The organism is Collinsella sp. CLA-ER-H7 (assembly GCF_040092345.1).
In the GTDB taxonomy this organism is placed as follows: domain Bacteria; phylum Actinomycetota; class Coriobacteriia; order Coriobacteriales; family Coriobacteriaceae; genus Collinsella.
In genome coordinates this window covers 42,830-64,801 of record NZ_JBBNLT010000010.1, presented here as the reverse complement: position 1 = coordinate 64,801, position 21,972 = coordinate 42,830, and the positions used below count along the sequence as shown (strand labels likewise).

Here is a 21,972-nt window from a genome sequence, read left to right as displayed (position 1 = left end):
ATCTTGTTGCAGTTATACCCAAGGATTTCGGTTTGACCGCTCGCAATTCTGTGAACGGGCGAGTTTTTTGGTAAGGGTAGGCACAGGCGCGCCGCCAACGGTTGATAATGGGACATCGCCCGCACCGTCCGCAGAACAATATCGGCGGGTGTCTAACGAGGGGGTCCCTTTGGATATCATCGAGCTTCTAAAATCTGCCTTCATGGGCCTGGTCGAGGGCATCACCGAATGGCTGCCCGTTTCGTCGACCGGTCACATGATCTTGGTGGACGAGTTCGTCAAGATGAACGTGAGCGAGACGTTCTGGAATATGTTCCTGGTCGTGATTCAGCTTGGCGCCATTTTGGCCGTCTGCGTCCTGTTCTTCCATGAGCTCAACCCGTTCTCGCCCAGCAAGGGCAAGGAGGGCCGTCGCGACACCTGGGTACTGTGGGGCAAGATTGTGCTCGGCTGCATTCCCGCCGCGGCGATCGGTCTGCCGCTCAACGACTGGATGGAGGAGCATTTCTACAATGCTCCCGTCGTGGCGCTGGCGCTCATTGTGTATGGCGTACTGTTTATCGTGATTGAGAACTGGCGCGCGAGCAAGCGCGAGGAAATGGCCGTTGCCGGTTCGTTTGGTTCGCGTGCTGTGGTGGCGGGCGGACGTCCCGCCGGTGCGCACTTTGCGGCGCCCGCCGCGGCTACCGCTGAGGATGAGGACGATGACGAGAATCTGGACTTTGGCTCCATCGCCACGCTCGAGGACCTGAGCTGGAAGACTGCGCTGGGTATCGGCTGCTTCCAGGTGCTTTCGCTGGTGCCTGGTACGTCTCGTTCCGGTTCTACCATCATCGGTGGCCTGCTTTTGGGCTGCACGCGTTCGGTGGCGTCCAAGTTTACGTTCTTCCTGGCTATTCCCGTTATGTTTGGCGCAAGTGCGCTCAAGCTGGTCAAGTACTTCATCAAGGGCGGCACGTTCGGCGCCAACGAGGTCGCTATCTTGGGCGTGGGCTGCGTTGTGGCCTTTGTGGTTTCGCTCATCGCCATCAAGTGGCTCATGGGCTTCGTCCGCCGTCACGACTTTAAGTGCTTCGGTGTTTACCGCATCATCCTGGGCATCGTAGTGCTCGCATACTTCTTCGTTCTGGAGCCTATGCTCGGCCTGTAACTTGGTTGACGCTGCGCGGCGGCCAGGGCGACAACTTGTTATTCAAAGAGGGTGGCATGACCAAAAGGTCTATGCCGCCCTCTTTTCATGCCAATTTGTTCGCCCTGGCCGCCGCTCGCTGCTGCTGCCATGACATCGGCGGTTTCGTGATTGTCAATAGATTGGTGCAAAGCAACCTGACCCCAATGCACCAAATTCGCTGGGGCGGGCCTGACGGTGGCGCACGGAGTCGTGGTGTGATTTGCGTCGGTGTCCGCGCGGCTCGGTATACTGGTACGGCTCAAACTATGGCGCCGCCCGCAGGCGCGCCGTCCGTCAGATGAGGAGTCGCCCATGACCCAGCCCCTGCCCTGGGAAAAGAACGCCGCGGTACCCGTACCGCCCGCGCCGGAACCCGTGCCGCTCGATGCATACACCGCCCCCGCTGCGCCGGAGCCCGAGCTCGTTCCGCTCGACATCTACGACGCTCCCGCGCCGGCGCCCAAGCCCGCCAAACCGCTCGTCGACATCGACAGCCTTAATCCCGCCCAGCGCGAGGCGGTCCTGTCCACCGAGGGCCCGTTGCTGGTGCTCGCCGGCGCCGGCTCGGGCAAGACCCGCGTCTTGACCTTCCGCATCGCACATATGCTCGGCGACCTGGGTGTTAAGCCTTGGCAGGTTCTTGCCATTACGTTTACCAACAAGGCCGCGGCAGAGATGCGCGAGCGTCTGGCGGCACTCATTCCCAGCGGCACCCGTGGCATGTGGGTGTGCACCTTCCATGCTATGTGCGTGCGCATGCTGCGCGAGGACGCCGACCTGTTGGGCTACACCGGCCAGTTCACCATCTACGATGACGATGACTCAAAGCGCATGGTGCGCGACATTATGCAGGCGCTCGGCATCGAGCAAAAGCAGTTCCCCATCAACATGATCCGCAGCAAGATTAGCTCGGCCAAAAACGCCATGATCGGCCCCGAGGACATGCTCAAGAGCGCCGATAGCCCCAACGACAAAAAGGCCGCGCAGGTCTACCTAGAGCTGGAGCGCCGCCTGCGCGCCGCCAATGCGATGGACTTTGACGACCTGCTCGTGCGCGCGCTCGAGCTGCTGCGCACCCGTCCCGAGGTGCTCGATAAGTACCAAGAGCGCTTCCGCTACATTAGCGTCGACGAGTATCAGGACACCAACCACGTCCAGTACGAAATCGCCAACCTGCTGGCCGCTAAGTACCAAAACCTCATGGTCGTGGGCGACGATGACCAGTCCATTTACAGCTGGCGTGGCGCCGACATCACCAACATCCTGGACTTTGAGAAGGACTTTAAAAACTGCAAGACCGTCAAGCTGGAGCAGAACTATCGCTCTACGGGTCACATCCTGAGCGCCGCCAACGCCGTGGTGCGCCACAACTCGCAGCGCAAGGACAAGCGCCTGTTTACGGCCGAGGGCGATGGCGAGAAGATCCAGGCCTTCCAGGCGAGCGACGAACGCGACGAGGGTCGCTGGATTGCCGGCGAGATCGAGAAACTGCATGCCAAAGGCACGAGCTACGACGACATCGCCGTGTTCTATCGCACCAACGCCCAGTCGCGTATCCTCGAAGATATGTTCCTGCGCGCGGGCGTGCCCTACAAGATCGTGGGCGGCACGCGATTCTTCGACCGTGCCGAGATCCGCGACGTCATGGCCTACCTTAAGATGATCGTGAACCCGGCCGACGAGATGAGCGTCAAGCGCGTCATCAACACACCGCGCCGCGGCATCGGTTCCACCTCGATCCAAAAGATCGAGCAGCTGGCGCGCGACAACCGCTGCTCGTTCTTCCAGGCTTGCGAGATCGCGTGTGCCGAAACCGGCATGTTTAGCGCCAAGGTGCGCAACGGCCTGTCGAGCTTTGTGTCGCTGGTGCGCGAGGGTCGCCGCATGGACGGCGAGCTCAAGGACGTTGTCGAGATGATTGTCGATAAGACGGGCCTACTGCAGGCTTTCCGCGCCGAGGGCACCATGGAGTCCGAGAGCCGCGCCGAGAACATCCAGGAATTTCTGGGCGTCGCTGCCGAATTTGAGGAGACGCACGAGGACATCGAGGGTACGCTCGAGAGCTTGGAAGAGCTGCGCGCAGCCGGTGTTGCCGACGTGCCTGCCGGCGCCGAGCCCGAGCCCGTCGTGGTGAGCGCGCCTGCGCCCGAACCGGGGCCATCTGCCCCGGCATCCTCGTTTGAGGCACTCGTCGGCGCGCGCGATGCCGCGGGCTCCAATCCGCTCGATAGTCTGGCTGCTCCGGCGCTGTCTCCGCAGGATGCCCTGGCTGCTGCCATCGCGGGCAACGCGTATGCCGCGCCGACGGAGATGCCGGCGGGTGCCGTGCATGCCGACGAGATTGAGCGCACCTACGGTCCGCTCACCTGTAAGGCGCTGCCGGCACTCATGGAGTGGCTGGCCCTGCGCTCCGACTTGGATTCCCTGGCCGGCGAGACGCATGCCATCACCATGATGACCATCCACTCCGCCAAGGGCCTGGAGTTCCCGGCGGTGTTCGTGGCCGGCATGGAGGAGGGCATCTTCCCGCACGTGCACGACTTTGGCGGCAGCGATGACCCGGGTAAGCTTGAGGAGGAGCGTCGCCTGGCCTACGTCGCCATCACGCGCGCCCGCAAGCGCCTGTTCCTGACCTATGCGGCCACGCGTCGCACCTACGGCTCGACCTCTGCCAACCCGCGCTCGCGCTTCCTCAATGAGATTCCGTTTGAGGATATCGAGTTTAGCGGTATCGGTTCTGCCGGTTTTGAAGGCACGGGCTGGGAGAAGCGCGGCGACCGTCACGGCACCTTTGGCTCGGGCATGGGTTCGGATATGTATGGCGGCAAGGTGTTTGGCTCGCATACGCGCTCGACCGGCGGTTCCGGTTCGCGCGGTGGATCGAGCTTTGACGATTTCTTTGGCGGCAGCAGCTACGGGACCGAGCGCCATCGTGGGGTCTCGCCCGACGCCGGCCGTGTTGCCTCGACCTTTGGCTCGGGCGCGCCGCGAGCCAAAAAGCCGTCGTCCAAGGTGTCCCCGACGGTGGAGCGCAAGGTCGATCGTGCCAGCGCATCGCAGGACTTTGCCGCGGGCGATACCGTGAGCCACAAGACCTTTGGCACGGGTACCGTGATCTCGGTCGCCGGAGACATGATCGAGGTCCAATTCGAAAAGACCGGCCAGACCAAAAAGCTGATGAAGGGTTTTGCACCGATCGTCAAGCTGTCGTGATCCCGGCGGATCTGGGCGGGCGTATGGGGCAACATCGCCTGCTCGGGCAGTCCTGCGCAAGACGGAGAGCACATTAAGTGCTCTCCTTTGCGTGCGGAACTCGCGATCGATGTTGCCCCATACGCCCGCCCAGGTCCTTGGGTAACGCTGCTTGCGAACGTCGCTTTGCTCGTTCGCTTTTTGATCTGGAGAGCCGGGTGGGCTGAATACTTAGACATGGCAAGGGGCTCCCCCGTTAAAGAACGGGGGAGCCCCTTGTTGCGTTTTTGATTGTTGTTGCTAGTCGGAGGCTCGCCGGGATGGGATGCGGGGTTTGGTCGATCGCGAGTTCCGCACGAGCCGGAGAGCACTTAATGTGCTCTCCGTGCGAGCAGGACTGTCCGAGCAGGCGACCAAACCCCGCGCCCCGTCCCGGCGAGCGCTTGGGGACCGGTGGCCTACAGGTGGCTGATGATCAGTTCCATCTTGCCTTCGAGGTCGATGGAGCTGACGGTGCTCGGGGCCAGCAGGTGGCTTCCCTTGTGGACGGGGTCGCCGCAGACGGTGCCTTCGCCGTCGATGACCGACAGACACATGAAGGGCCAGCGCTGGTCGAGGGTTTTGCTGCCGTCGACGCGCACGCGATCGACGGTGTAGCAGGAGTTAGACTCGAGCTCGGTCACGCCGTTCACCTCGGGCGCGGTCACCGTGCCGTCGGTCGGAGCCTGGGCATCAAAGTCGATGCAGTCGAGGCTCTGCTCAATGTGCAGTGGGCGCAGCTTGCCGTCGGTGCCGGGACGGTCGTAGTCGTACAGGCGATACGTCACGTCGCTCGACTGCTGCGTCTCCAAAATGAGCGTGCCGGTCTTGATGGCGTGCACGGTACCGGAATCAATCTGGAAAAAGTCGCCCTTGTGGATCGGCAGTACGTTGAGCATGTCGTCCCAGCGGCCGTCCTCGATCATCTGCGCGGCCTCGGCGCGGTCGTGCGCGCGCTGGCCGACAATGATCGTGGCACCGGGCTCGCAGTCCAGCACATACCAGCACTCGGTTTTGCCCAGGCTGCCGTTCTCGTGCTTGGCGGCGTACTCGTCGTTGGGATGAATCTGGATCGAAAGGTCGTCCTTGGCGTCCAGAATCTTAATGAGCAGTGGGAACTCCTTGCCCTCGCAGTTGCCAAAGAGCTCGCGGTGCTCGGCCCACAGCCACGACAGCGTGTGGCCTGCATACGGGCCTTCCGCAATCTGGCAGTCGCCGTTGGGGTGGGCCGAGATGGCCCAGCACTCACCGATGGGTCCATCGGGAATGTCGTAGCCAAATACGGTTTCGAGCTGGCGACCGCCCCAGATCTTCTCGTGGAAGATCGGCGTCAGCTTAATCAAATCGGACATGTTCATACCCCCATTGTGTTGCGCGGGCGCTGCACAAAACAGCTCAAAGCGAGCGCCCGGATGACTACAAAAACCTATGCCAACGTTACGTTGTGCAACTCAAAGCGGTCGCCAACGTTGCGCGAGACCGAATACTCAAAGGCGGCGCCGCTGTCCAAAAAGCCAATCTGGGTGAGCTCGAGCAGGGGAGAGCCAGGCTTGGTGTCCAAGCGCTCGGCTTCTTCCTCGGTTGCTGCCACGGCGCGAATGGTACGGTGGAAGCTCGAAATCTTCAGCCCACATTGCTCGCGGATGAAGTGGTAGACCGATCCGTACAGGTCCTTCTTTTTAAGGCCTGGAATCAGCTCGAGGGGCATGTAGGTGTACTCGATAACGATGGGCTTCTCATCGGCCTGACGCACGCGCACGATGTGATAGGCAAAGTCATCCTCGGCAATTCCCAGCTGGGCTGCGATGTCCGCTGGTGGATTAACAATCGAGAAATCGTAGACCACCGAGGTCACCTTCTCCCCGCGGTGCTCATACGAAAAGCCCTGGGCACGGTCGTTTTTGCCCTGGAAAAACGCCTGACCGGGAAGTCCCGCCGTGTCCTTAACGTAGGTACCCGATCCGCGTCGGCTGGTAATAAGACCTTCCTCGGTGATTTGCTCGATAGCTCGTTTGACGGTGATTTTGGAAACGCTATAGAGCTCGCAGAACTCAACGACGGTGGGAAGCTTGTCGCCCGGTTTAAGAGTGCCATCCTCGATGCTTCGACGAATATCTGCAGCTATCGCCTCGTATTTGGGAATCATTGAACCTCCTTTCCGACATATATCAATACGCAAGTAAGTATAACCCTTAACAAGGCACCCATATAACCTTTATCTAAGAAGCTCGAGAAAGAAAAAAGAAAAAGACGCTTTACTTTTAGAATCAGAGCGCTATAGTTTAAGCAACGAACGGAATCTTTCCGCAGAACAGGATCGACCGTTTGGGGACGGTTTTGTTTTGGCGGGTTGGATATCGGTATGACCGGTGCGCGCCCGCGCCGGATAACCTGCCAAAGCAAACCCGTCTCCAACCGGAAGCTCTAGAACACGAAAGCGAGGACTTTGATGGCACAGTATCAGCTGCCCAACGACTTCTTCTTTGGCGCTGCTATGTCCGGCCCGCAGACTGAGGGTCAGTGGAACCAGGGCGGCAAGCTCGAGAACCTGTGGGACACCTGGTCCATCCAGGATCTGGGCTCGTTCTACAACTGCGTTGGCTCTTACGCCGGCAATGACTTTATGGCCAAGTACCAGGAAGACCTTCGCATTTTGAAGGACTTGGGCCTGGATACCTATCGCACTTCCATCCAGTGGAGCCGTCTGCTCGATGCCGACGGCAACCTTAATGAGGAGGGCGCCGCGTGGTATCACGAGTTGTTCCGCGCCTCTCGCGAAGCCGGCCTGGAGCCGTTTGTCAACTTGTACCACTTTGACATGCCCACCTACCTTTTTAACCGTGGCGGCTGGGAGAGCCGTGAGGTTGTCGAGGCTTACGCACATTACGCCGACGTCGCCTTCCACGAGTTTGGCCAGGAGATCAAGTACTGGTTCACCTTTAACGAGCCCATCGTCGAGCCCGAGCAGCGCTATCAGGAGGGCGTGTGGTTCCCGCAGCTCCACGACTTTAGCCGCGCTCGCACCGTGCAGTATCACATCTCGCTGGCACATGCGCTGGCCGTGGCCAACTACCGTCGCGCCTATGACGAGGGCGCCGTTCGCAGCGATGCCAAGATCGGCATGATCAACTGCTTTACCCCGGTCTACACCAAGGAGAACCCCAGCGAGGCGGACCTCGAGGCCGTGCGTATGACCAGCGGCATCAACAACCGCTGGTGGCTCGACCTCATTACCAAGGGCGAGCTTCCCGCCGACGTGCTCGACAGCCTGGCCGAGGGCGGCGTTAAGCTTCCGTTCCGTGCCGGCGACCAAGAGATTCTTAAGCAGGGTGTTGTCGACTGGCTCGGTTGCAACTACTACCACCCCACGCGCGTTCAGGCGCCGGCGAGCAAGATCGACCAGTACGGTCTGCCGCACTTTGCCGACGAGTACGTGTGGCCCGACGCCGTTATGAACGAGAGCCGCGGCTGGGAGATCTACCCGCAGGGCCTCTACGACTTTGGCATGGACTGCGCTAAGAACTACCCCGATCTTGAGTGGTTCGTTTCCGAGAACGGCATCGGCATCATGGACGAATACAAGAACCGAGACGCCGAAGGAACCATCCAGGATGACTACCGCGTCGACTTTGTACGCCAGCACCTGGAGTGGGTTGCCAAGGCAATTGCCGAGGGCGCCAAGTGTCGTGGATACCATTATTGGGCCGTCATCGATAACTGGTCTTGGGCGAATGCCTTTAAGAACCGTTACGGTTTTGTCGAGGTCGACCTTATGGACGGCTACAAGCGCCGCCTTAAGAAGTCGGCAGCTTGGCTCAAGCAGGTCGCCACGACTCACGTGGTTGATTAGCGAACGGGCGAACGCCCAGACCGCGCGCCGCTGCGCGCAACACATGGCACATCTGGTGGCAGAGGGCGACAGACCACCGTGCGCATAGGAAAAGGCCGGATTTGAAAGTTAGGAGCAATCATGGCCAGTGACAACGGAAAGAGCTTCCTCGACAAGTTTGCCGAGGTCTCTGCGAAGGTGGGAAACCAGGTTCACCTGCGTTCCCTGCGTGACGCCTTCGCGACCATCACGCCGCTCTATATCCTTGCGGGTATCGCGGTTCTTATTAACAACGTCGTGTTCCCTCTGTTCCCGCTCGATGCGGCGGGCCTTGCCAACCTTCAGACGTGGGGTTCGGCAATTACGCTGGGCACCCTCAACGTCTCTGCCATTATCTTGGCCGGATTGATTGGCTACAGCCTCGCTAAGAACAAGCGTTTCGATAACCCGCTCGCTTGCGTGGTCGTCGCTATCTCTGCTTTCGTCATCATGATGCCGCAGCAGATCACCGCCTCGCTTGCCGCCACGAGCCCGCTGCTCACCGACAAGATCACCTCCGCCGAGGTCACGGGCGCCCTTTCGACTGCCAACACCGGCACCAACGGTCTGTTCTCGGCTATTATCATCGCCCTGCTTTCCGTCTCGCTCTTCATCAAGATTTCTGGCGTCGAGAAGCTCAAGGTTAAGCTGGGCGAGGGCGTGCCTCCCGCGGTCTCCAACTCCTTCAACGTCATGATCCCGATGCTGCTCAACCTCGCGGTCTTCGCTCTTGCCGCAGCCCTGCTCGCCGTGTGCGCCGGCACCGATCTGTGCACCATCATCTCCACGTGCATCTCCAACCCGCTCAAGAGCATCATGAACGCCGGTCCGTGGGCTGTTATCCTCATCTACACCCTTGCTAACCTGCTGTTCTGCGTCGGTATTCACCAGTCCACCATCTCTGGCGCTACCGTCGAGCCGATCCTGACCATGCTCATCGTCGACAACATGGCTACCTTTGCCGCCGGTGGCACCATCCAGCCCGATCACTACATGAACATGCAGATCGTTAACAGCTTCGCCCTCATCGGCGGCTCGGGCTGCACCCTCATGCTTCTGCTCGACACGCTCCTGTTCTCCAAGAACAAGGCTTCCGAGACCGTTTCCAAGATGGCTATCCTGCCTGGTCTGTTCAACATCAACGAGCCGGTCATCTACGGTTACCCCATCGTGTACAACCTGCCGCTCATGATCCCGTTCGTCCTTCTTCCCGATCTGTTCATCGGCATCACCTATGGCCTTACCTGCGCAGGCATCATCAGCCCCTGCATCGCCCAGGTGCCCTGGACCATGCCTCCCGTCATCAATGCCCTGCTCGCTACGGGCTTTGACTGGCGCGCCGGCGTGTGGCAGGCTCTCGAGATTGTCATTGGCATGGCCGTCTACCTGCCCTTTATGAAGATTTCCGAGAAGGCAATCGCCAAGCAGGAGGCTCTCGCCGAGTAGAACGCCTAACGTTCGTCCCTTTCACCTTTGCGGGCGCCGGTACGCGGTGCCGGTGCCCGCGGCTCTCTCCCTTGCGTAAAGATACAGGGGAGCGGGCACAATAACCGCAAGGAATACAACCAGTCGTCGTCTGCGCGCCGCGCAGTTATAAGGAGGAAACCATGAAGAAGATCATGCTCTGCTGCAATGCCGGTATGTCCACGAGCCTGCTGGTCCAGAAGATGCAGGCCGAGGTTGCGAACCGTGGTCTGGATATTGAGGTCGAGGCTCGTCCCATGAACGAGGCCCACGATCACCTGGACGAGTGCGACATGTTGCTGCTTGGCCCGCAGATCGGCTACACCAAGGGCGATTTTGAGAAGGAGGCCGCCGGTCGTTTTCCGGTCGAAGTCATCAACATGGTCGACTACGGCCGCATGAACGCTGCCGGCATCATCGACCACTGCGTCAGCGTGATGGGCTAGGTGCTCCGCATGGACGATATGAACGAACTGCAGATGACCTGCTTTGAGATCATCAGCTACGTCGGTACCGCCAAGAGCATGTACATCAATGCCGTGCAAAAGGCCAAGGAGGGCGATTTTGACGCCGCCGAGGAGCTTATCAAGCAGGGCGACGAGGCCTATAACGGTGGTCACGATGTTCACATGGGGCTTCTGAAGAAGGAGGCCAACGGCGAGCGTAACGGCGAGGCCCCGTTGATTCTGCTGCATGCCGAGGACCAGATGGCCGGTACCGAGACCATGCGAGTCATGGCGACGGAGCTCATCGAGGTTCACAAGCAGCTGCAGGCACTTCAGGCCTAGTCGGCGTTATCGCCGCGATGGACCGTGCGGTCCAGCAGACAACATAGTCCCTTTGACGGGCGCCGGGAGTCACCGCCTCCCGGCGCCCTTCTTTTTGGGAATGGTCTTGCGTGGCCTGTTGGGCAGCCATTTGCGTTTTCCCAGATAAAACCTGCCAAAACAAACCTGTCTCTTTTTGGTAGGTTTTTGCCTTGGGAGCGGTACCATACAGGCAATGTTTAAACGAGAAAGGTGGGCTCCCATGGAACCTAAACAGTACTACATCGGCATCGACGTCGGCGGCACTTCGGTTAAGGAGGGCCTGTTCGACGAGGACGGAAACCTGCTTGCCAAGGCCAGCGTGCCCACGCCTCCCATCGTTGACGCTGCGGGCTTTGCCGCGGTGACCGAGGCTATCGACCAGGTGGTCGCCAAGGCGCAGATTCCGCGTGCCTTTGTGGCAGGCATTGGCCTGGCCGTTCCGTGCCCCATCCCGGCGTCGGGCGATGCCAAGGTCAAGGCCAACATTGCCATTAACCTGCCCGAGCTGAGGGTCGCCATTCAGGAGCACTGCCCCGATGCGGTCGTTAAGTATGAGAACGATGCCAACGCCGCTGCCATGGGCGAGGCCTGGCTCGGTTCTGCCAAGGGCGTGCAGAACGTGGTGATGGTCACCATCGGTACCGGCGTGGGCGGCGGCGTTATCGTTAACGGCGACGTGGTATCGGGCGTTGTGGGTGCCGGCGGCGAGATTGGCCACATGTGCCTGAACCCGGCCGAGGAGCGCACCTGCGGCTGTGGCGGCCATGGCCACCTGGAGCAGTATTCCAGCGCCACCGGCGTGGTGAGCAACTACCTTGCCGAGTGCAAGAAGGCTGGCGTCGACCCCATCGAGCTCACCGGCCCCTCCGATTCCAAGGACGTGTTCCAGGCCTGCCGCGAGGGAGACAAGCTCGCGCTGGCCGCGGCCGATACCATGGCCGATTATCTCGGTCGTGCCCTGGCGCTTATTGCCAACGTGGTCGACCCCGAGATGTTCCTGATCGGCGGCGGTGCGTCTGCCTCGGCCGATGTCTACCTCGACAAGGTTCGCGAGCACTTCCAGCGCTACGCGCTTTCCGCCTCGCGCGAGACGCCCATTAAGGTCGCTTCGCTCGGCAACGACGCCGGCATCATCGGTGCCGCCTACGTAGCCCTGCGCGCTGCCGGCAAATAGCTGGTGCAAGGGGGTCAGGTTACTTTGCACCAACATGGTGCAAAAGGGACAGCCTTGGCCCCCATGCCTGCCACAAAATATGCCGTGGCCCTTCTGTCTGCGAAGGCTCGGCATCGGCGTGCTACCATAGCTACGTCCAAGTACACATATCAAGTGGAGGATATCCATGGCAAACGTTCTTGTCTTTGGTCACCAGAACCCCGATAACGACGCCATCATGAGCGCCGTCGTCCTGTCCCAGCTGCTCAACCAGGTTGAGTATGCCGGCAACACCTACGAGGCCTGCGCCCTTGGTCAGCTTCCGGCCGAGTCCGCCAAGCTGCTCGCCGACGCCGGCGTCGCCGAGCCCCGCGTGATCGAGTCCGTCGAGGCCGGTCAGCTCGTCGTCCTCACCGACCACAACGAGTCTGCCCAGTCTGTCGCCGGCCTTAAGGACGCCACGGTCTTTGGCGTTGTCGATCATCACCGCATCGGCGACTTTGAGACCGCCGGCCCGCTGCACTACATCTGCCTGCCCTGGGGCTCCAGCTGCACCATCGTCACCAAGCTCGCCGGCGTGCTCGGCGTTGAGCTTTCCGACGTCCAGGCCAAGCTGCTGCTCTCGGCCATGATGACCGACACGCTCATGCTCAAGAGCCCCACCACCACCGATGTCGACCGCGCCGTCGCCGCCAAGCTCGGCGAGCAGGTGGGCGTCGACCCGGTCAAGTTTGGCATGGAAGTCTTCCTCACCCGCCCGTCCGGCTCCTTCACCGCAGCCGAGATGGTCGGCAACGACATCAAGATGTTCGAGCCCGCCGGCAAGAAGCTGCTCATCGGCCAGTACGAGACCGTCGACAAGAGCCGCGCACTCGGCATGACCGACGAGATTCGCGAGGCCATGCGCGCCTACGCCGCCGAGAAGGGTGCTGACGGCATTGTCCTGTGCATCACCGACATCATGGAGGAGGGCTCGCAGGTCCTGCTCGAGGGCGAGACCAAGGCTGCTCAGAAGGGCCTGGGCATTGCCGACGAGCACGACGGCGTCTGGATGCCGGGCGTCCTCTCCCGTAAGAAGCAGGTCGCTGCCCCCATCATGGCCGCCTGCTAGGTTTAGTTGACCAAACGCCACGACCGGATCGCGGACGCCCCGCGCTCCGGTCGTTTTTTGTGCATGCGCCGCGTCGTCTCTTGGACAGGCGTGCCCGCGCCGTTGAGCAAATAATGTTCAACCTGTGGTTCCGCTTTTCGACCACGCCTGCGTGCTTGTCGTGCAGGGTAGGCTAGATGCAAGCGTAATACGTTAGAGCGCGGCGCCGCCACTTGGGCGGGCCGTGCTTTTTTAAGACGGGAGCTTTCCCGTGAAAGGAGCCGCCCATGGCAGCAACTGAGCAGCTGTTCAACGTTCGTGAGCGCAAGCGCTTTGAGCGCCACGACATTTGGGAGCGCATCGCCGAGAACGGCACGATTTCCGCCGCGGTCATGGTCTTCGCCGCTATCGCCGCCGTCATTTGCGCCAATACCGATGCCTACGAGGCCATCCATCACTTTTTGGAGACCCCGCTGTATGTGGGTCTGGGCAACCTTACGGCCGGTCTTACCGTTGAGCTTTTCGTCAACGACTTCCTCATGGCGATTTTCTTTTTGTTGGTGGGCATTGAGCTTAAGTACGAGATGACGGTCGGCGAGCTCAAGAATCCGCGTCAGGCCATGCTTCCCATGCTGGCGGCCGTGGGCGGCGTCGTCGTTCCTGCCTGCATCTACCTGATCTTTAACCATGCCGGCGCCCGCAACGGTTGGGCCATCCCCATGGCAACCGATATTGCCTTTGCGCTGGGCGTGCTGTCGCTTTTGGGCAACCGCGTGCCCAACGGCGTGCGCGTGTTCTTCTCGACGCTCGCCATCGCCGATGACCTCATCTCCATCGCCGCCATCGCCATCTTCTACGGTCAGAGCCCCAATCCGTTTTGGTTGGGCGCCGCCGCGCTGGTGACCTGCGCGCTCGTGTGGCTCAACAAGACGCAGCATTACCGCCTCGCCCCGTATTCGGTACTGGGCCTGCTGTTGTGGTTCTGCATGTTCAAGAGCGGTGTACATGCCACGCTCGCCGGCGTCATCCTGGCCTTTACCATTCCGGCCAAGTGCGGCGTCAAGCTCGATAGCCTCACCGATTGGTTGGGCGAGTGCCTGCCGCTGCTCGATGACCGCTACGACGACGAGGCGCACATCTTGGGCCAGCATGACTTTACCGTCTCGACCACCAGGGTCGAGCGCGTCATGCACCGCGTGACCCCGCCGCTCATCCGCATGGAGCGTCTGATCTCCACGCCGGTCAACTTTGTGATTCTGCCGATCTTTGCGTTCGTGAACGCACAGGTTCGCCTAGTGGGTGTGGACATGAGCACGCTGCTCACCGACCCAGTGACGCTCGGCGTGTACTTTGGCATGCTGCTGGGCAAGCCGATCGGTATCTTTGGCATGACGTTTGCCCTGGTTAAGTTCAGGGTCTGCGAGCTGCCGCACAATGTCAACTGGCACATGATTGCCGGTGTGGGCATTCTGGGCGGCATCGGCTTCACCATGTCGATCCTCATCAGCGGCCTTGCCTTCCCGACGGCCCAGTTTGAGGTTCTGGCTGCCAAGGCCGCCATCCTTGCCGGTTCGGTCACCGCTGCCGTGCTCGGTATGATCTACATGAGCGTGGTCTGCAAACACCCCGCGCCCAAAGACAAGTAAAAGCATATACAAGTTTGAAAACGCCGCCTGTGGACACCATCACAAGCGGCGTTTTAGTCAATGGGGACGTTCTTAAATGACTAGGCTTATTCCACCGTTCCGTAGACGGCGCCCCAGCCGTGGGCGGCCAAGGCGGAGTTGAGCTGGTCGCAAAGTGACTGGCGGTCGTAATAGCCGGGCGGTAGCAGGTTGACGATTTCCATGAGATCGGGCGCCAGGTCCAAGATTTCGGCTTGTACGATCAGATCCAGGCGGTCGATGGCGTGGCGGTCGTAAAACAGTCCGTCGACCAGGCGCTGCAGGTCGCCGAATTCCTCGGCCTGAAACGATCCGTACTCCATAGTGCCTCCTTGGGCGCCCCGCGCCGGCATGCGCGGCGATTCGTAAATCATTGCGATGAACTTAATCTATCACGGCTTCATGCCGTTGCGGCGGTGGCGGTCTATACTTAGACGAACTGCAACGTCCCGCTTCGCGAAAGGTCGCACCCATGCAGACGATCTACCAGAAGATGGAAACCACCGAACTCGATGCCGCCATCGAGGCGCTCAAAGCCGAGGTCGCCGAGGTCAAGGCCAAGGGCCTGGCGCTCGACATGGCCCGCGGCAAGCCGTCGCCCTCCCAGGTGGACATCTCTCGACCCATGCTCGATATCCTCAATGCCGATGCCGATCTGCACGACGGCAACGTCGACTGCTCAAACTACGGTTGCTTTGAGGGCATTCCCTCGGCGCGCAAGCTGGCGGGGGAGTTCCTGGGTTGCCCTGCCGAGCAGACGCTCGTACTGGGTTCGTCGAGCCTTCTGATCGAGCACGATATCGCCGGCATGTTTTGGCGCTGCGGTTCATGTGGTAGCGACCCTTGGGAGGCTTACGAGGCCGCGCACGACGGCAAGAAAGTCAAGTTCCTGTGCCCTGTTCCCGGCTACGACCGTCACTTTGGCATCACCGCCGACTTGGGCATCGAGAACGTCCCCGTCGCGATGACCGACAACGGCCCCGACATGGACGAGGTCGAGCGCCTGGTTGCCGCCGACGACTCCATCAAGGGCATCTGGTGCGTGCCCAAGTATTCCAACCCCACGGGCATCACCTTTAGCGAGGACACCGTGCGTCGCCTGGTCGAGATGCCCACGGCCGCGCCCGATTTCCGCATCTTCTGGGACAACGCCTACTGCGTGCACGACCTGTACGACGAGACCGACGAGCTCGCCAATATCTTCGACCTCGCTCGCGCGGCGGGCACCGAGGATCGCGTGGTGGCCTTTGCCTCGACGTCCAAGATCACCTTCCCGGGCGCCGGCATCGGCTTTATCGGTGCGAGCCCCGCGGTTATCGCGGAGTTCTCCAAGCGCCTGAAGGCCGGCCTCATCAGCGCCGACAAGCTCAACCAGCTGCGTCACGTGCGTTTCCTTCCCACCATCGAGGCGGTCAAGGAGCACATGAAAAAGCATGCCGAGTTCTTGCGCCCGCGCTTTGAGGCCGTTGAGCGTAAGCTCACCGAGGGCCTGGGCGAGACGGGTTGCGCCACTTGGACGCATCCCCGCGGCGGCTACTTTGTGAGCTTTGATGGTCCCGAGGGCTCGGCCCAAAAGGTCGCAGCGCTTTGTGCCGACCTGGGCGTCAAGCTTACGCCGGCTGGTGCCACCTGGCCTTATGGCAAGGATCCGCGCGACACCAACATCCGCATCGCGCCGAGCTATCCCACGGTCGAGGACCTGGAGGCAGCACTCGACGTACTGGTGCTGGCCGTCAAACTCGTCGCTGCCGAGCTTGCTCGTGCCGAGCGCGCCTAACGCCTAGGGCCCCGCAAGTCCGCGCCCAGTACTATCCGCATTTTCGATACGTAAAGGAGCGTATGCATGGATTTGGGTATTTCCACCAACCCCACACCGGAGATCTACACCATTAAGGTAACCGGCGAGATCGATATCTCTAACGCCGATAGCCTGCGCAATGCCATTGACCTGGCGCTCGAGCAGCCCACTGAGGCCGTTGAGCTCGATTTTGCCCAGGTGAGCTACATCGATTCGACGGGCATTGGCGTGCTCGTGGGCGCCGCGCACCACGCGGTCGACCACGGTAAGCGCTTTAGCTGCACTAATGTGCAGCCCCAGGTGATGCGCGTGGTTCAGCTGCTGGGCGTCGACCAGGAGATTTCGATCACGGCGGCATAATCTTTGCCCCCAAAAGGGCGTGCCGTTTGGCATATGTTTGTGATGCGCTCGGACGTTTTGGCGTCCGGGCGCTATACTTGACCGAATGAATAGACGAGTTCCGGCCGAATGGCGCGGTGCGGGCTCGACTCACATCGAGCCTTGGAGGTATGTGTGTTTGGTATTGGAGAGGGTGAGCTCGCGATCATCGTGGTCTTCGGCTTTTTGCTGTTTGGCCCGGATAAGCTCCCGCAGATGGGCCGCACAATCGGCCGTGCCATCCGTCAGTTCCGCGAGACGCAGGAAAAGATGACGGCCGTTGTTCAGTCCGAGATTATCGATCCGGTAAGTGAGGCCGCTTCGGCACCGGTCAAGCCCAAGAAGACTGCCGTCGATGACGATTCCGATGCGGACAAGGATGCCGCCGAGACGGCAGCGCCCGCCAAGAAGGAGACCTTTGCCGAGCGTCGCGCCCGTCTTGCTGCCGAGAAGGCCGCGAGCGAGGCTGCCGCCGAGGGCGAGGGTGCTGCTGAGGAGTCCGAGGCCGAGGGCGCCGAGCCTGCCGCTGCCGCCGAGCCTGCTGCAGAGCCGGAGCCCGAGCCGTCAGAGCCCACGACGGCTGACCTCTACGCCCGTCGTCCCCGCAAGCGCAAGGCCGTCGTCGACCAGCTCGCCCGCGAGCTCGAGGCCGAGGACGAGGCCGTTGCCGAGGCTGCCACCGCCGATGCCCCGAAGGGAGGCGATGAGTAATGCCTATCGGACCTGCGCGCATGCCGCTCTTCGATCACCTGGGCGAGCTCCGTCGCCGCCTGACCATCGTGGTCGTGTCGGTGTTTGCCGCCGCCATCGTGCTGTATTTCGCCACGCCCGTGGTGCTCGACATCCTGGAAGACCCCATCCGCTCCTTTGTGCCGGACGGTAAGTTCTACATCACCACCACGCTCGGCGGCTTTGGCCTGCGCTTCTCGCTGGCCATCAAGATGGCCGTGGTCATGTGCACGCCCATGATCATCTGGCAGATTCTGGCATTTTTCCTGCCGGCACTGCGTCCCAACGAGCGCAAATGGGTCGTGCCCACGGTGCTCGCCTCGACGGTGCTGTTCTTCCTGGGCGCCATCTTCTGCTATTTCATCATCATCCCGGCGGGCTTTGAGTGGCTTATCGGCGAGACCTCGGCCGTCGCCACGGCGCTGCCCGACCTGGAGAACTACGTCAACATGGAGCTGCTCTTTATGATCGGCTTTGGCGTGGCGTTTGAGCTGCCGCTCATCATCTTCTACCTGTCCGTCTTCCACATCGTGTCCTACGCGGCCTTCCGCGGCGCCTGGCGCTACGTGTACGTGGGCCTGCTTGTGGGCTCGGCTGTGATTACGCCCGACGGCTCGCCCGTTACGCTGGGCCTCATGTATGGTGCCCTGCTCTCGCTCTACGAGATTTCGCTCGCCATTGCCCGCGTGGTCATTACCGCGCGCGAGGGCAAGGAGGGCTTGTTTGTGAGCCGTCTGGACCTGTTCTCGGACGATGAGGACGACGAGGAGTAAATCGGTATGCACGAGGTTGGCATTGTCAACGGCATACTCGATACAGTGATTCGCGCGGCGCGTGGGGCGGGGGCCTCGCGCGCCGTTTTGGTAACGCTGCGTATCGGGGATATGACCGAAGTTGTGCGCGAGGCGCTCGACTTTGCGTGGGAGACATTTCGCGATGAGGACCCGCTCACGCGAGGCTGCGAGCTTGCCGTGGAGGAGGTCCATCCACAAAGCGAGTGTCTGGACTGCGGCGAGGTTTTCGACCACGATCGCTTCCACTGTCGCTGTCCCCAGTGTGGTGGTGCCAACGTGCGCCTACTGCGCGGCCGCGAGCTCGATATCGCGAGTATCGAAATTGAAACCCCCGACGATTAGCCCGCTAGCCATCTGGTGATGGGGTATAAAGGGGCCAAAGTAAGGAGTGCCGAGTATGGCCGAGAAAACGATTGATATCGCGTCGCCGATTCTGTCGCGCAACGAGCGCCTGGCAGATCAGTTGCGTCAGCGATTTAAAGAGACAAACACCTATGTGATCAACGTCTTGTCGAGCCCCGGTTCGGGCAAGACCACCACGATCCTGGGCACCAACGAGCGCCTGCGCGACAAGGCGGGCCTGCGTTGCGCCGTCATCGAGGGCGATATTGCCTCGGATGTCGACGCCATCACCATGAAGGAAGCCGGCATGCCCGCCATCCAGATCAACACGGGCGGCCTGTGCCACCTCGAGGGCAACATGATCATGGAGGCCGTTGACGCGTTCGACCAGGCGGTGGGTCTTCAAAATATCGACGTCATCTTTATCGAAAACGTGGGTAACCTGGTGTGCCCGGTCGACTTTGACCTGGGCGAGAACCTGTCCATCATGATCCTCTCGGTGCCCGAGGGTGACGACAAGCCCATTAAGTACCCGGGCATCTTCCAGCACGCCGGCGCACAGTTGCTCAACAAGGTCGACGTGGCCCCGGCTTTCGATTTTGACATGGATAGGTATACTAAGACACTCGATGACCTCAATCCGCAGGCGCCGCGGTTTGCCGTGAGCGCGCGCAAGGGCGAGGGCATGGATGCCTGGTGCGATTGGCTCATCGGGCAGATTGAGCAAGCAAGGGCGTAAATCGGCCGCCATACGGGCGGGCGTAGCCGCAGAGACACGAGATAGGAGCCTCTTTTGAAGCTCATCATCGCCGAGAAAAACGACGCCGCGCGTCAGATCGCCGAGCGGCTGTCCACGGGTAAGCCTAAAAAGGACAAGGTGTACAACACCGCCATCTACCGTTTTGAGTGGAAGGGCGAGGAGTGCGTGACGATCGGTCTTGCCGGTCACATCCTTGCGCCCGATTTTTGCGACAGCGTGCTGTTCGATAAAAAGCTGGGTTGGTATTCGGTCACCGAGGACGGCGAGATGCTGCCGGCTGACATGCCCGATGGCCTGGCGCGTCCGCCCTATGACACCAAGCGTAAGCCGTTCCTTGCCGATGGCATCTCCATCAAGGGCTGGAAGCTCGAGAGCCTGCCTTACCTCACCTGGGCGCCCGTCATTAAGCTGCCGGCCGAGAAGGAGCTCATTCGTTCGCTCAAGAACCTCGCTAAAAAGTCCGACAGCGTCATCATCGCCACGGACTTTGACCGCGAGGGCGAGCTGATCGGTTCGGACGCCCTCAACAAGGTGCGTGAGGTTGCGCCCGACTTGCCGGTTGCCCGCGCCCAATACTCTTCGTTTACCAAGGCCGAGATCACGCACGCCTTCGATAACCTTGTCTCGCTCGACCAGAACCTGGCCGACGCCGGCGAGAGCCGTCAGCACATCGACCTCATTTGGGGTGCGGTGCTCACGCGCTATCTGACGCTCGCCAAGTTTGGCGGCTTTGGCAACGTACGTTCCGCCGGCCGCGTGCAGACGCCGACACTTGCCCTGGTGGTCGAGCGCGAGCGCGAGCGCATGGCGTTTGTGCCCGAGGACTATTGGCAGATCCGCGGTATGGGTGCCGCGCAGGGTGCTGCCGAGGACGACCGCTTTAAGATTGCGCACAAGACGGCACGCTTTACCGACAAGGATGCTGCCGAGACGGCATACGGCCATGTCGACGGCGTTACGACGGCAACCGTCGCCGCGGTGACCAAGCGCTCACGCAAGCAGCAGCCACCCACGCCGTTTGCGACTACCTCGCTGCAGGCTGCCGCCGCAGCCGAGGGCATCTCGCCTGCGCGTACCATGCGCATCGCCGAGTCCCTCTACATGGCGGGCCTCATCAGCTACCCGCGTGTCGACAACACCGTGTACCCCGCGACGCTCGATCTGGGCGCCGTGGTGAGCGACCTGGCAAAGATCAACCCGGCGCTGGCGCCCGTGTGCAAAAAGGTGCTCGCCGGCCCCATGAAGCCCACGCGCGGCAAAGTCGAGACCACCGACCACCCGCCTATCTACCCCACGGGCGAGGGCGATCCGTCCACGCTTGATGGCGGCCAACGCAAACTCTACGATCTTATCGCCCGCCGCTTCCTGGCGACGCTTATGGGTCCCGCGACCATCGAGAACACCAAGCTCGAGCTCGACGTGAACGGTGAGCCGTTCGTGGCTTCGGGCGATGTGCTCGTGACCCCGGGTTTCCGCGAGGCATACCCGTACGGACTCAAGCGCGACGAGCAGATGCCGCCGCTGGAGCAGGGCGATACGGTTGATGTGTTCGACATTAAGCTCGAGGCAAAGCAGACCGAGCCGCCCGCACGCTACAGCCAGGGTAAACTCGTGCAGGAGATGGAGAAGCGCGGCTTGGGCACCAAGTCCACGCGCGCGAGCATCATCGAGCGCCTGTACGCCGTGCGCTACCTCAAAAACGATCCCGTGGAGCCGAGTCAGCTGGGCATCGCCATCATCGATGCGCTGACGCAGTTTGCCCCGCGCATCACGAGCCCCGATATGACCAGCGAGCTCGACGGCGACATGACCCGTGTGGAGCGCGGCGAGGACACCGAAGAGCATGTCGTGACGCACTCGCGCGCACTGCTGGCCGGCGTGCTCGACGAGCTGCTCAAGCATACGCAGGAGCTGGGCGACGCTATCAGCGACGCCGTCACGGCCGATGCACGCGTGGGCGCCTGTCCCAAGTGCGGCAAGGACCTGGTTATGAAGACGAGCGCCAAGACCCGCGGCAGCTTTATCGGCTGCATGGGATGGCCCGACTGCGACGTGACCTATCCGGTGCCGAGTGGCGTCAAGGTGAGCCCGCTCGAGGGCGAGGCCGCCGTGTGTCCCGAGTGCGGTGCGCCGCGCATTAAGTGTCAGCCGTTCCGCCAGAAGGCCTTCGAGATTTGCGTGAACCCCACATGCCCCACCAACTACGAGCCCGACCTTAAGGTGGGCGAGTGCAAGGTGTGCGCCGAGGCCGGACGCCATGGCGACCTGATCGCGCACAAGAGCGAGAAGAGCGGCAAGCGTTTTATCCGCTGCACCAACTATGACGATTGCGGCGTGAGCTATCCTCTACCGGCGCGCGGTAAGCTCGAGGCGACGGGTGAGACCTGCCCCGAGTGCGGCGCCCCCATCGTGGTGGTCAACACGGCGCGCGGCCCGTGGCGTATCTGCGTCAACATGGACTGTCCGACCAAGGAGAAGAAGCCGGCCCGCGGCCGCAAGACTACGACCAAGGCGAGCACGGCCAAGAAGGCGACGGCGGCCAAGAAGACCACGGCTAAGAAAGCAACTGCCGCCAAGAAGACGACCGCAAAAAAGACGACCACCAAGAAGGCCGCCGACAAGTAACCGAGCACATATAGACGCGGCGGGGCCGGGCGCGCAAATGCAAATGCGCGCCCGGCCCCACTTCTAAGTTGCGGTGAAATAGGGACTGTTTTTGCT

At 61.3% G+C, this 21,972-nt stretch carries 19 protein-coding genes; 16 read left to right on the top strand and 3 right to left on the bottom strand.

The window, feature by feature from the left end:
* Positions 1–169: 169 nt before the first annotated feature.
* Both AAAX75_RS07105 and AAAX75_RS07100 read left to right on the top strand, forming a co-directional pair.
* Positions 170–1,150, top strand: a complete 981-nt coding sequence (locus tag AAAX75_RS07105; protein ID WP_349070464.1) for an undecaprenyl-diphosphate phosphatase — start codon at positions 170–172, stop codon at positions 1,148–1,150.
* 333 nt (positions 1,151–1,483) lie between these two features.
* A complete protein-coding gene (locus AAAX75_RS07100; RefSeq protein ID WP_349091591.1) occupies positions 1,484–4,384 on the top strand; it encodes a UvrD-helicase domain-containing protein in 2,901 nt (966 codons plus the stop codon).
* A gap of 437 nt (positions 4,385–4,821) precedes the next feature.
* On the opposite strand, the gene AAAX75_RS07095 is transcribed toward AAAX75_RS07100, so the two are convergent.
* Together AAAX75_RS07095 and AAAX75_RS07090 are read right to left on the bottom strand one after the other, a co-directional pair.
* The gene (locus AAAX75_RS07095; protein WP_195364164.1) at positions 4,822–5,760 is read right to left on the bottom strand and encodes a type I phosphomannose isomerase catalytic subunit; all 939 of its coding nucleotides are present in this window, start codon (positions 5,758–5,760) and stop codon (positions 4,822–4,824) included.
* 68 nt (positions 5,761–5,828) lie between these two features.
* Positions 5,829–6,548, bottom strand: a complete 720-nt coding sequence (locus AAAX75_RS07090; protein WP_156598143.1) for a GntR family transcriptional regulator — start codon at positions 6,546–6,548, stop codon at positions 5,829–5,831.
* Between the two features lie 303 nt (positions 6,549–6,851).
* Between AAAX75_RS07090 and AAAX75_RS07085 the strand changes: the two genes are divergently transcribed.
* The 7 genes from AAAX75_RS07085 to nhaA all read left to right on the top strand — a co-directional run bounded on the left by AAAX75_RS07085 (position 6,852) and on the right by nhaA (position 14,432).
* Complete coding sequence (locus AAAX75_RS07085; protein WP_117769925.1) at positions 6,852–8,252, top strand: glycoside hydrolase family 1 protein; 1,401 nt, start codon at positions 6,852–6,854, stop codon at positions 8,250–8,252.
* A 120-nt stretch (positions 8,253–8,372) separates the two neighbouring features.
* Positions 8,373–9,716 carry a PTS transporter subunit EIIC gene (locus AAAX75_RS07080; protein ID WP_349091589.1) on the top strand — a complete coding sequence of 448 codons (1,344 nt, stop codon included), beginning with the start codon at positions 8,373–8,375 and terminating at the stop codon, positions 9,714–9,716.
* A 161-nt stretch (positions 9,717–9,877) separates the two neighbouring features.
* The gene (locus tag AAAX75_RS07075; protein WP_035137700.1) at positions 9,878–10,180 is read left to right on the top strand and encodes a PTS sugar transporter subunit IIB; all 303 of its coding nucleotides are present in this window, start codon (positions 9,878–9,880) and stop codon (positions 10,178–10,180) included.
* Between the two features lie 9 nt (positions 10,181–10,189).
* Complete coding sequence (locus AAAX75_RS07070) at positions 10,190–10,522, top strand: PTS lactose/cellobiose transporter subunit IIA (RefSeq protein WP_199411361.1); 333 nt, start codon at positions 10,190–10,192, stop codon at positions 10,520–10,522.
* Positions 10,523–10,763: 241 nt separating this feature from the next.
* Positions 10,764–11,717 (top strand): ROK family protein, encoded by a 954-nt coding sequence (locus AAAX75_RS07065; protein ID WP_349091587.1) that lies wholly within the window; start codon positions 10,764–10,766, stop codon positions 11,715–11,717.
* Between the two features lie 166 nt (positions 11,718–11,883).
* A complete protein-coding gene (locus AAAX75_RS07060) occupies positions 11,884–12,807 on the top strand; it encodes a manganese-dependent inorganic pyrophosphatase (RefSeq protein WP_349091586.1) in 924 nt (307 codons plus the stop codon).
* Between the two features lie 266 nt (positions 12,808–13,073).
* Entirely contained in the window at positions 13,074–14,432 is a 1,359-nt protein-coding gene (gene nhaA, locus AAAX75_RS07055; RefSeq protein WP_343001151.1) for a Na+/H+ antiporter NhaA, read from the top strand.
* Between the two features lie 86 nt (positions 14,433–14,518).
* Here the strand turns inward: nhaA and AAAX75_RS07050 are convergent, their stop codons facing one another.
* Entirely contained in the window at positions 14,519–14,773 is a 255-nt protein-coding gene (locus AAAX75_RS07050; RefSeq protein WP_022093864.1) for a hypothetical protein, read from the bottom strand.
* A gap of 149 nt (positions 14,774–14,922) precedes the next feature.
* Here AAAX75_RS07050 and AAAX75_RS07045 point away from each other — a divergent pair, with 149 nt between their 5' ends.
* The 7 genes from AAAX75_RS07045 (at position 14,923) to AAAX75_RS07015 (ending at position 21,876) form a co-directional block, all read left to right on the top strand.
* Entirely contained in the window at positions 14,923–16,227 is a 1,305-nt protein-coding gene (locus AAAX75_RS07045) for an aminotransferase class I/II-fold pyridoxal phosphate-dependent enzyme (RefSeq protein WP_349091584.1), read from the top strand.
* Between the two features lie 66 nt (positions 16,228–16,293).
* Positions 16,294–16,608: an STAS domain-containing protein gene (locus AAAX75_RS07040; protein ID WP_117769921.1), complete on the top strand. Its 315-nt coding sequence runs from the start codon at positions 16,294–16,296 to the stop codon at positions 16,606–16,608.
* Positions 16,609–16,761: 153 nt separating this feature from the next.
* Complete coding sequence (locus AAAX75_RS07035) at positions 16,762–17,337, top strand: twin-arginine translocase TatA/TatE family subunit (protein WP_349091582.1); 576 nt, start codon at positions 16,762–16,764, stop codon at positions 17,335–17,337.
* Positions 17,337–18,128 carry a twin-arginine translocase subunit TatC gene (gene tatC, locus AAAX75_RS07030; protein WP_022093860.1) on the top strand — a complete coding sequence of 264 codons (792 nt, stop codon included), beginning with the start codon at positions 17,337–17,339 and terminating at the stop codon, positions 18,126–18,128. Before AAAX75_RS07035 ends, tatC begins: the two co-directional genes overlap by 1 nt.
* A 6-nt stretch (positions 18,129–18,134) precedes the next feature.
* Complete coding sequence (gene hypA, locus AAAX75_RS07025) at positions 18,135–18,491, top strand: hydrogenase maturation nickel metallochaperone HypA (protein WP_346979259.1); 357 nt, start codon at positions 18,135–18,137, stop codon at positions 18,489–18,491.
* Between the two features lie 55 nt (positions 18,492–18,546).
* Complete coding sequence (hypB, locus tag AAAX75_RS07020; protein WP_055310413.1) at positions 18,547–19,230, top strand: hydrogenase nickel incorporation protein HypB; 684 nt, start codon at positions 18,547–18,549, stop codon at positions 19,228–19,230.
* 54 nt (positions 19,231–19,284) lie between these two features.
* Complete coding sequence (locus AAAX75_RS07015) at positions 19,285–21,876, top strand: DNA topoisomerase I (RefSeq protein ID WP_349091581.1); 2,592 nt, start codon at positions 19,285–19,287, stop codon at positions 21,874–21,876.
* Positions 21,877–21,972 lie beyond the last annotated feature (96 nt).

Coding starts and splice junctions, on each gene's coding strand:
- AAAX75_RS07100 (WP_349091591.1), top strand. CDS start 1,484: ATGACCCAGCCCCTGCCCTGGGAAAAGAACGCCGCGGTACCCGTACCG.
- AAAX75_RS07095 (WP_195364164.1), bottom strand. CDS start 5,760: ATGAACATGTCCGATTTGATTAAGCTGACGCCGATCTTCCACGAGAAG.
- AAAX75_RS07090 (WP_156598143.1), bottom strand. CDS start 6,548: ATGATTCCCAAATACGAGGCGATAGCTGCAGATATTCGTCGAAGCATC.
- AAAX75_RS07085 (WP_117769925.1), top strand. CDS start 6,852: ATGGCACAGTATCAGCTGCCCAACGACTTCTTCTTTGGCGCTGCTATG.
- AAAX75_RS07080 (WP_349091589.1), top strand. CDS start 8,373: ATGGCCAGTGACAACGGAAAGAGCTTCCTCGACAAGTTTGCCGAGGTC.
- AAAX75_RS07075 (WP_035137700.1), top strand. CDS start 9,878: ATGAAGAAGATCATGCTCTGCTGCAATGCCGGTATGTCCACGAGCCTG.
- AAAX75_RS07070 (WP_199411361.1), top strand. CDS start 10,190: ATGGACGATATGAACGAACTGCAGATGACCTGCTTTGAGATCATCAGC.
- AAAX75_RS07065 (WP_349091587.1), top strand. CDS start 10,764: ATGGAACCTAAACAGTACTACATCGGCATCGACGTCGGCGGCACTTCG.
- AAAX75_RS07060 (WP_349091586.1), top strand. CDS start 11,884: ATGGCAAACGTTCTTGTCTTTGGTCACCAGAACCCCGATAACGACGCC.
- nhaA (WP_343001151.1), top strand. CDS start 13,074: ATGGCAGCAACTGAGCAGCTGTTCAACGTTCGTGAGCGCAAGCGCTTT.
- AAAX75_RS07050 (WP_022093864.1), bottom strand. CDS start 14,773: ATGGAGTACGGATCGTTTCAGGCCGAGGAATTCGGCGACCTGCAGCGC.
- AAAX75_RS07045 (WP_349091584.1), top strand. CDS start 14,923: ATGCAGACGATCTACCAGAAGATGGAAACCACCGAACTCGATGCCGCC.
- AAAX75_RS07040 (WP_117769921.1), top strand. CDS start 16,294: ATGGATTTGGGTATTTCCACCAACCCCACACCGGAGATCTACACCATT.
- tatC (WP_022093860.1), top strand. CDS start 17,337: ATGCCTATCGGACCTGCGCGCATGCCGCTCTTCGATCACCTGGGCGAG.
- hypA (WP_346979259.1), top strand. CDS start 18,135: ATGCACGAGGTTGGCATTGTCAACGGCATACTCGATACAGTGATTCGC.
- hypB (WP_055310413.1), top strand. CDS start 18,547: ATGGCCGAGAAAACGATTGATATCGCGTCGCCGATTCTGTCGCGCAAC.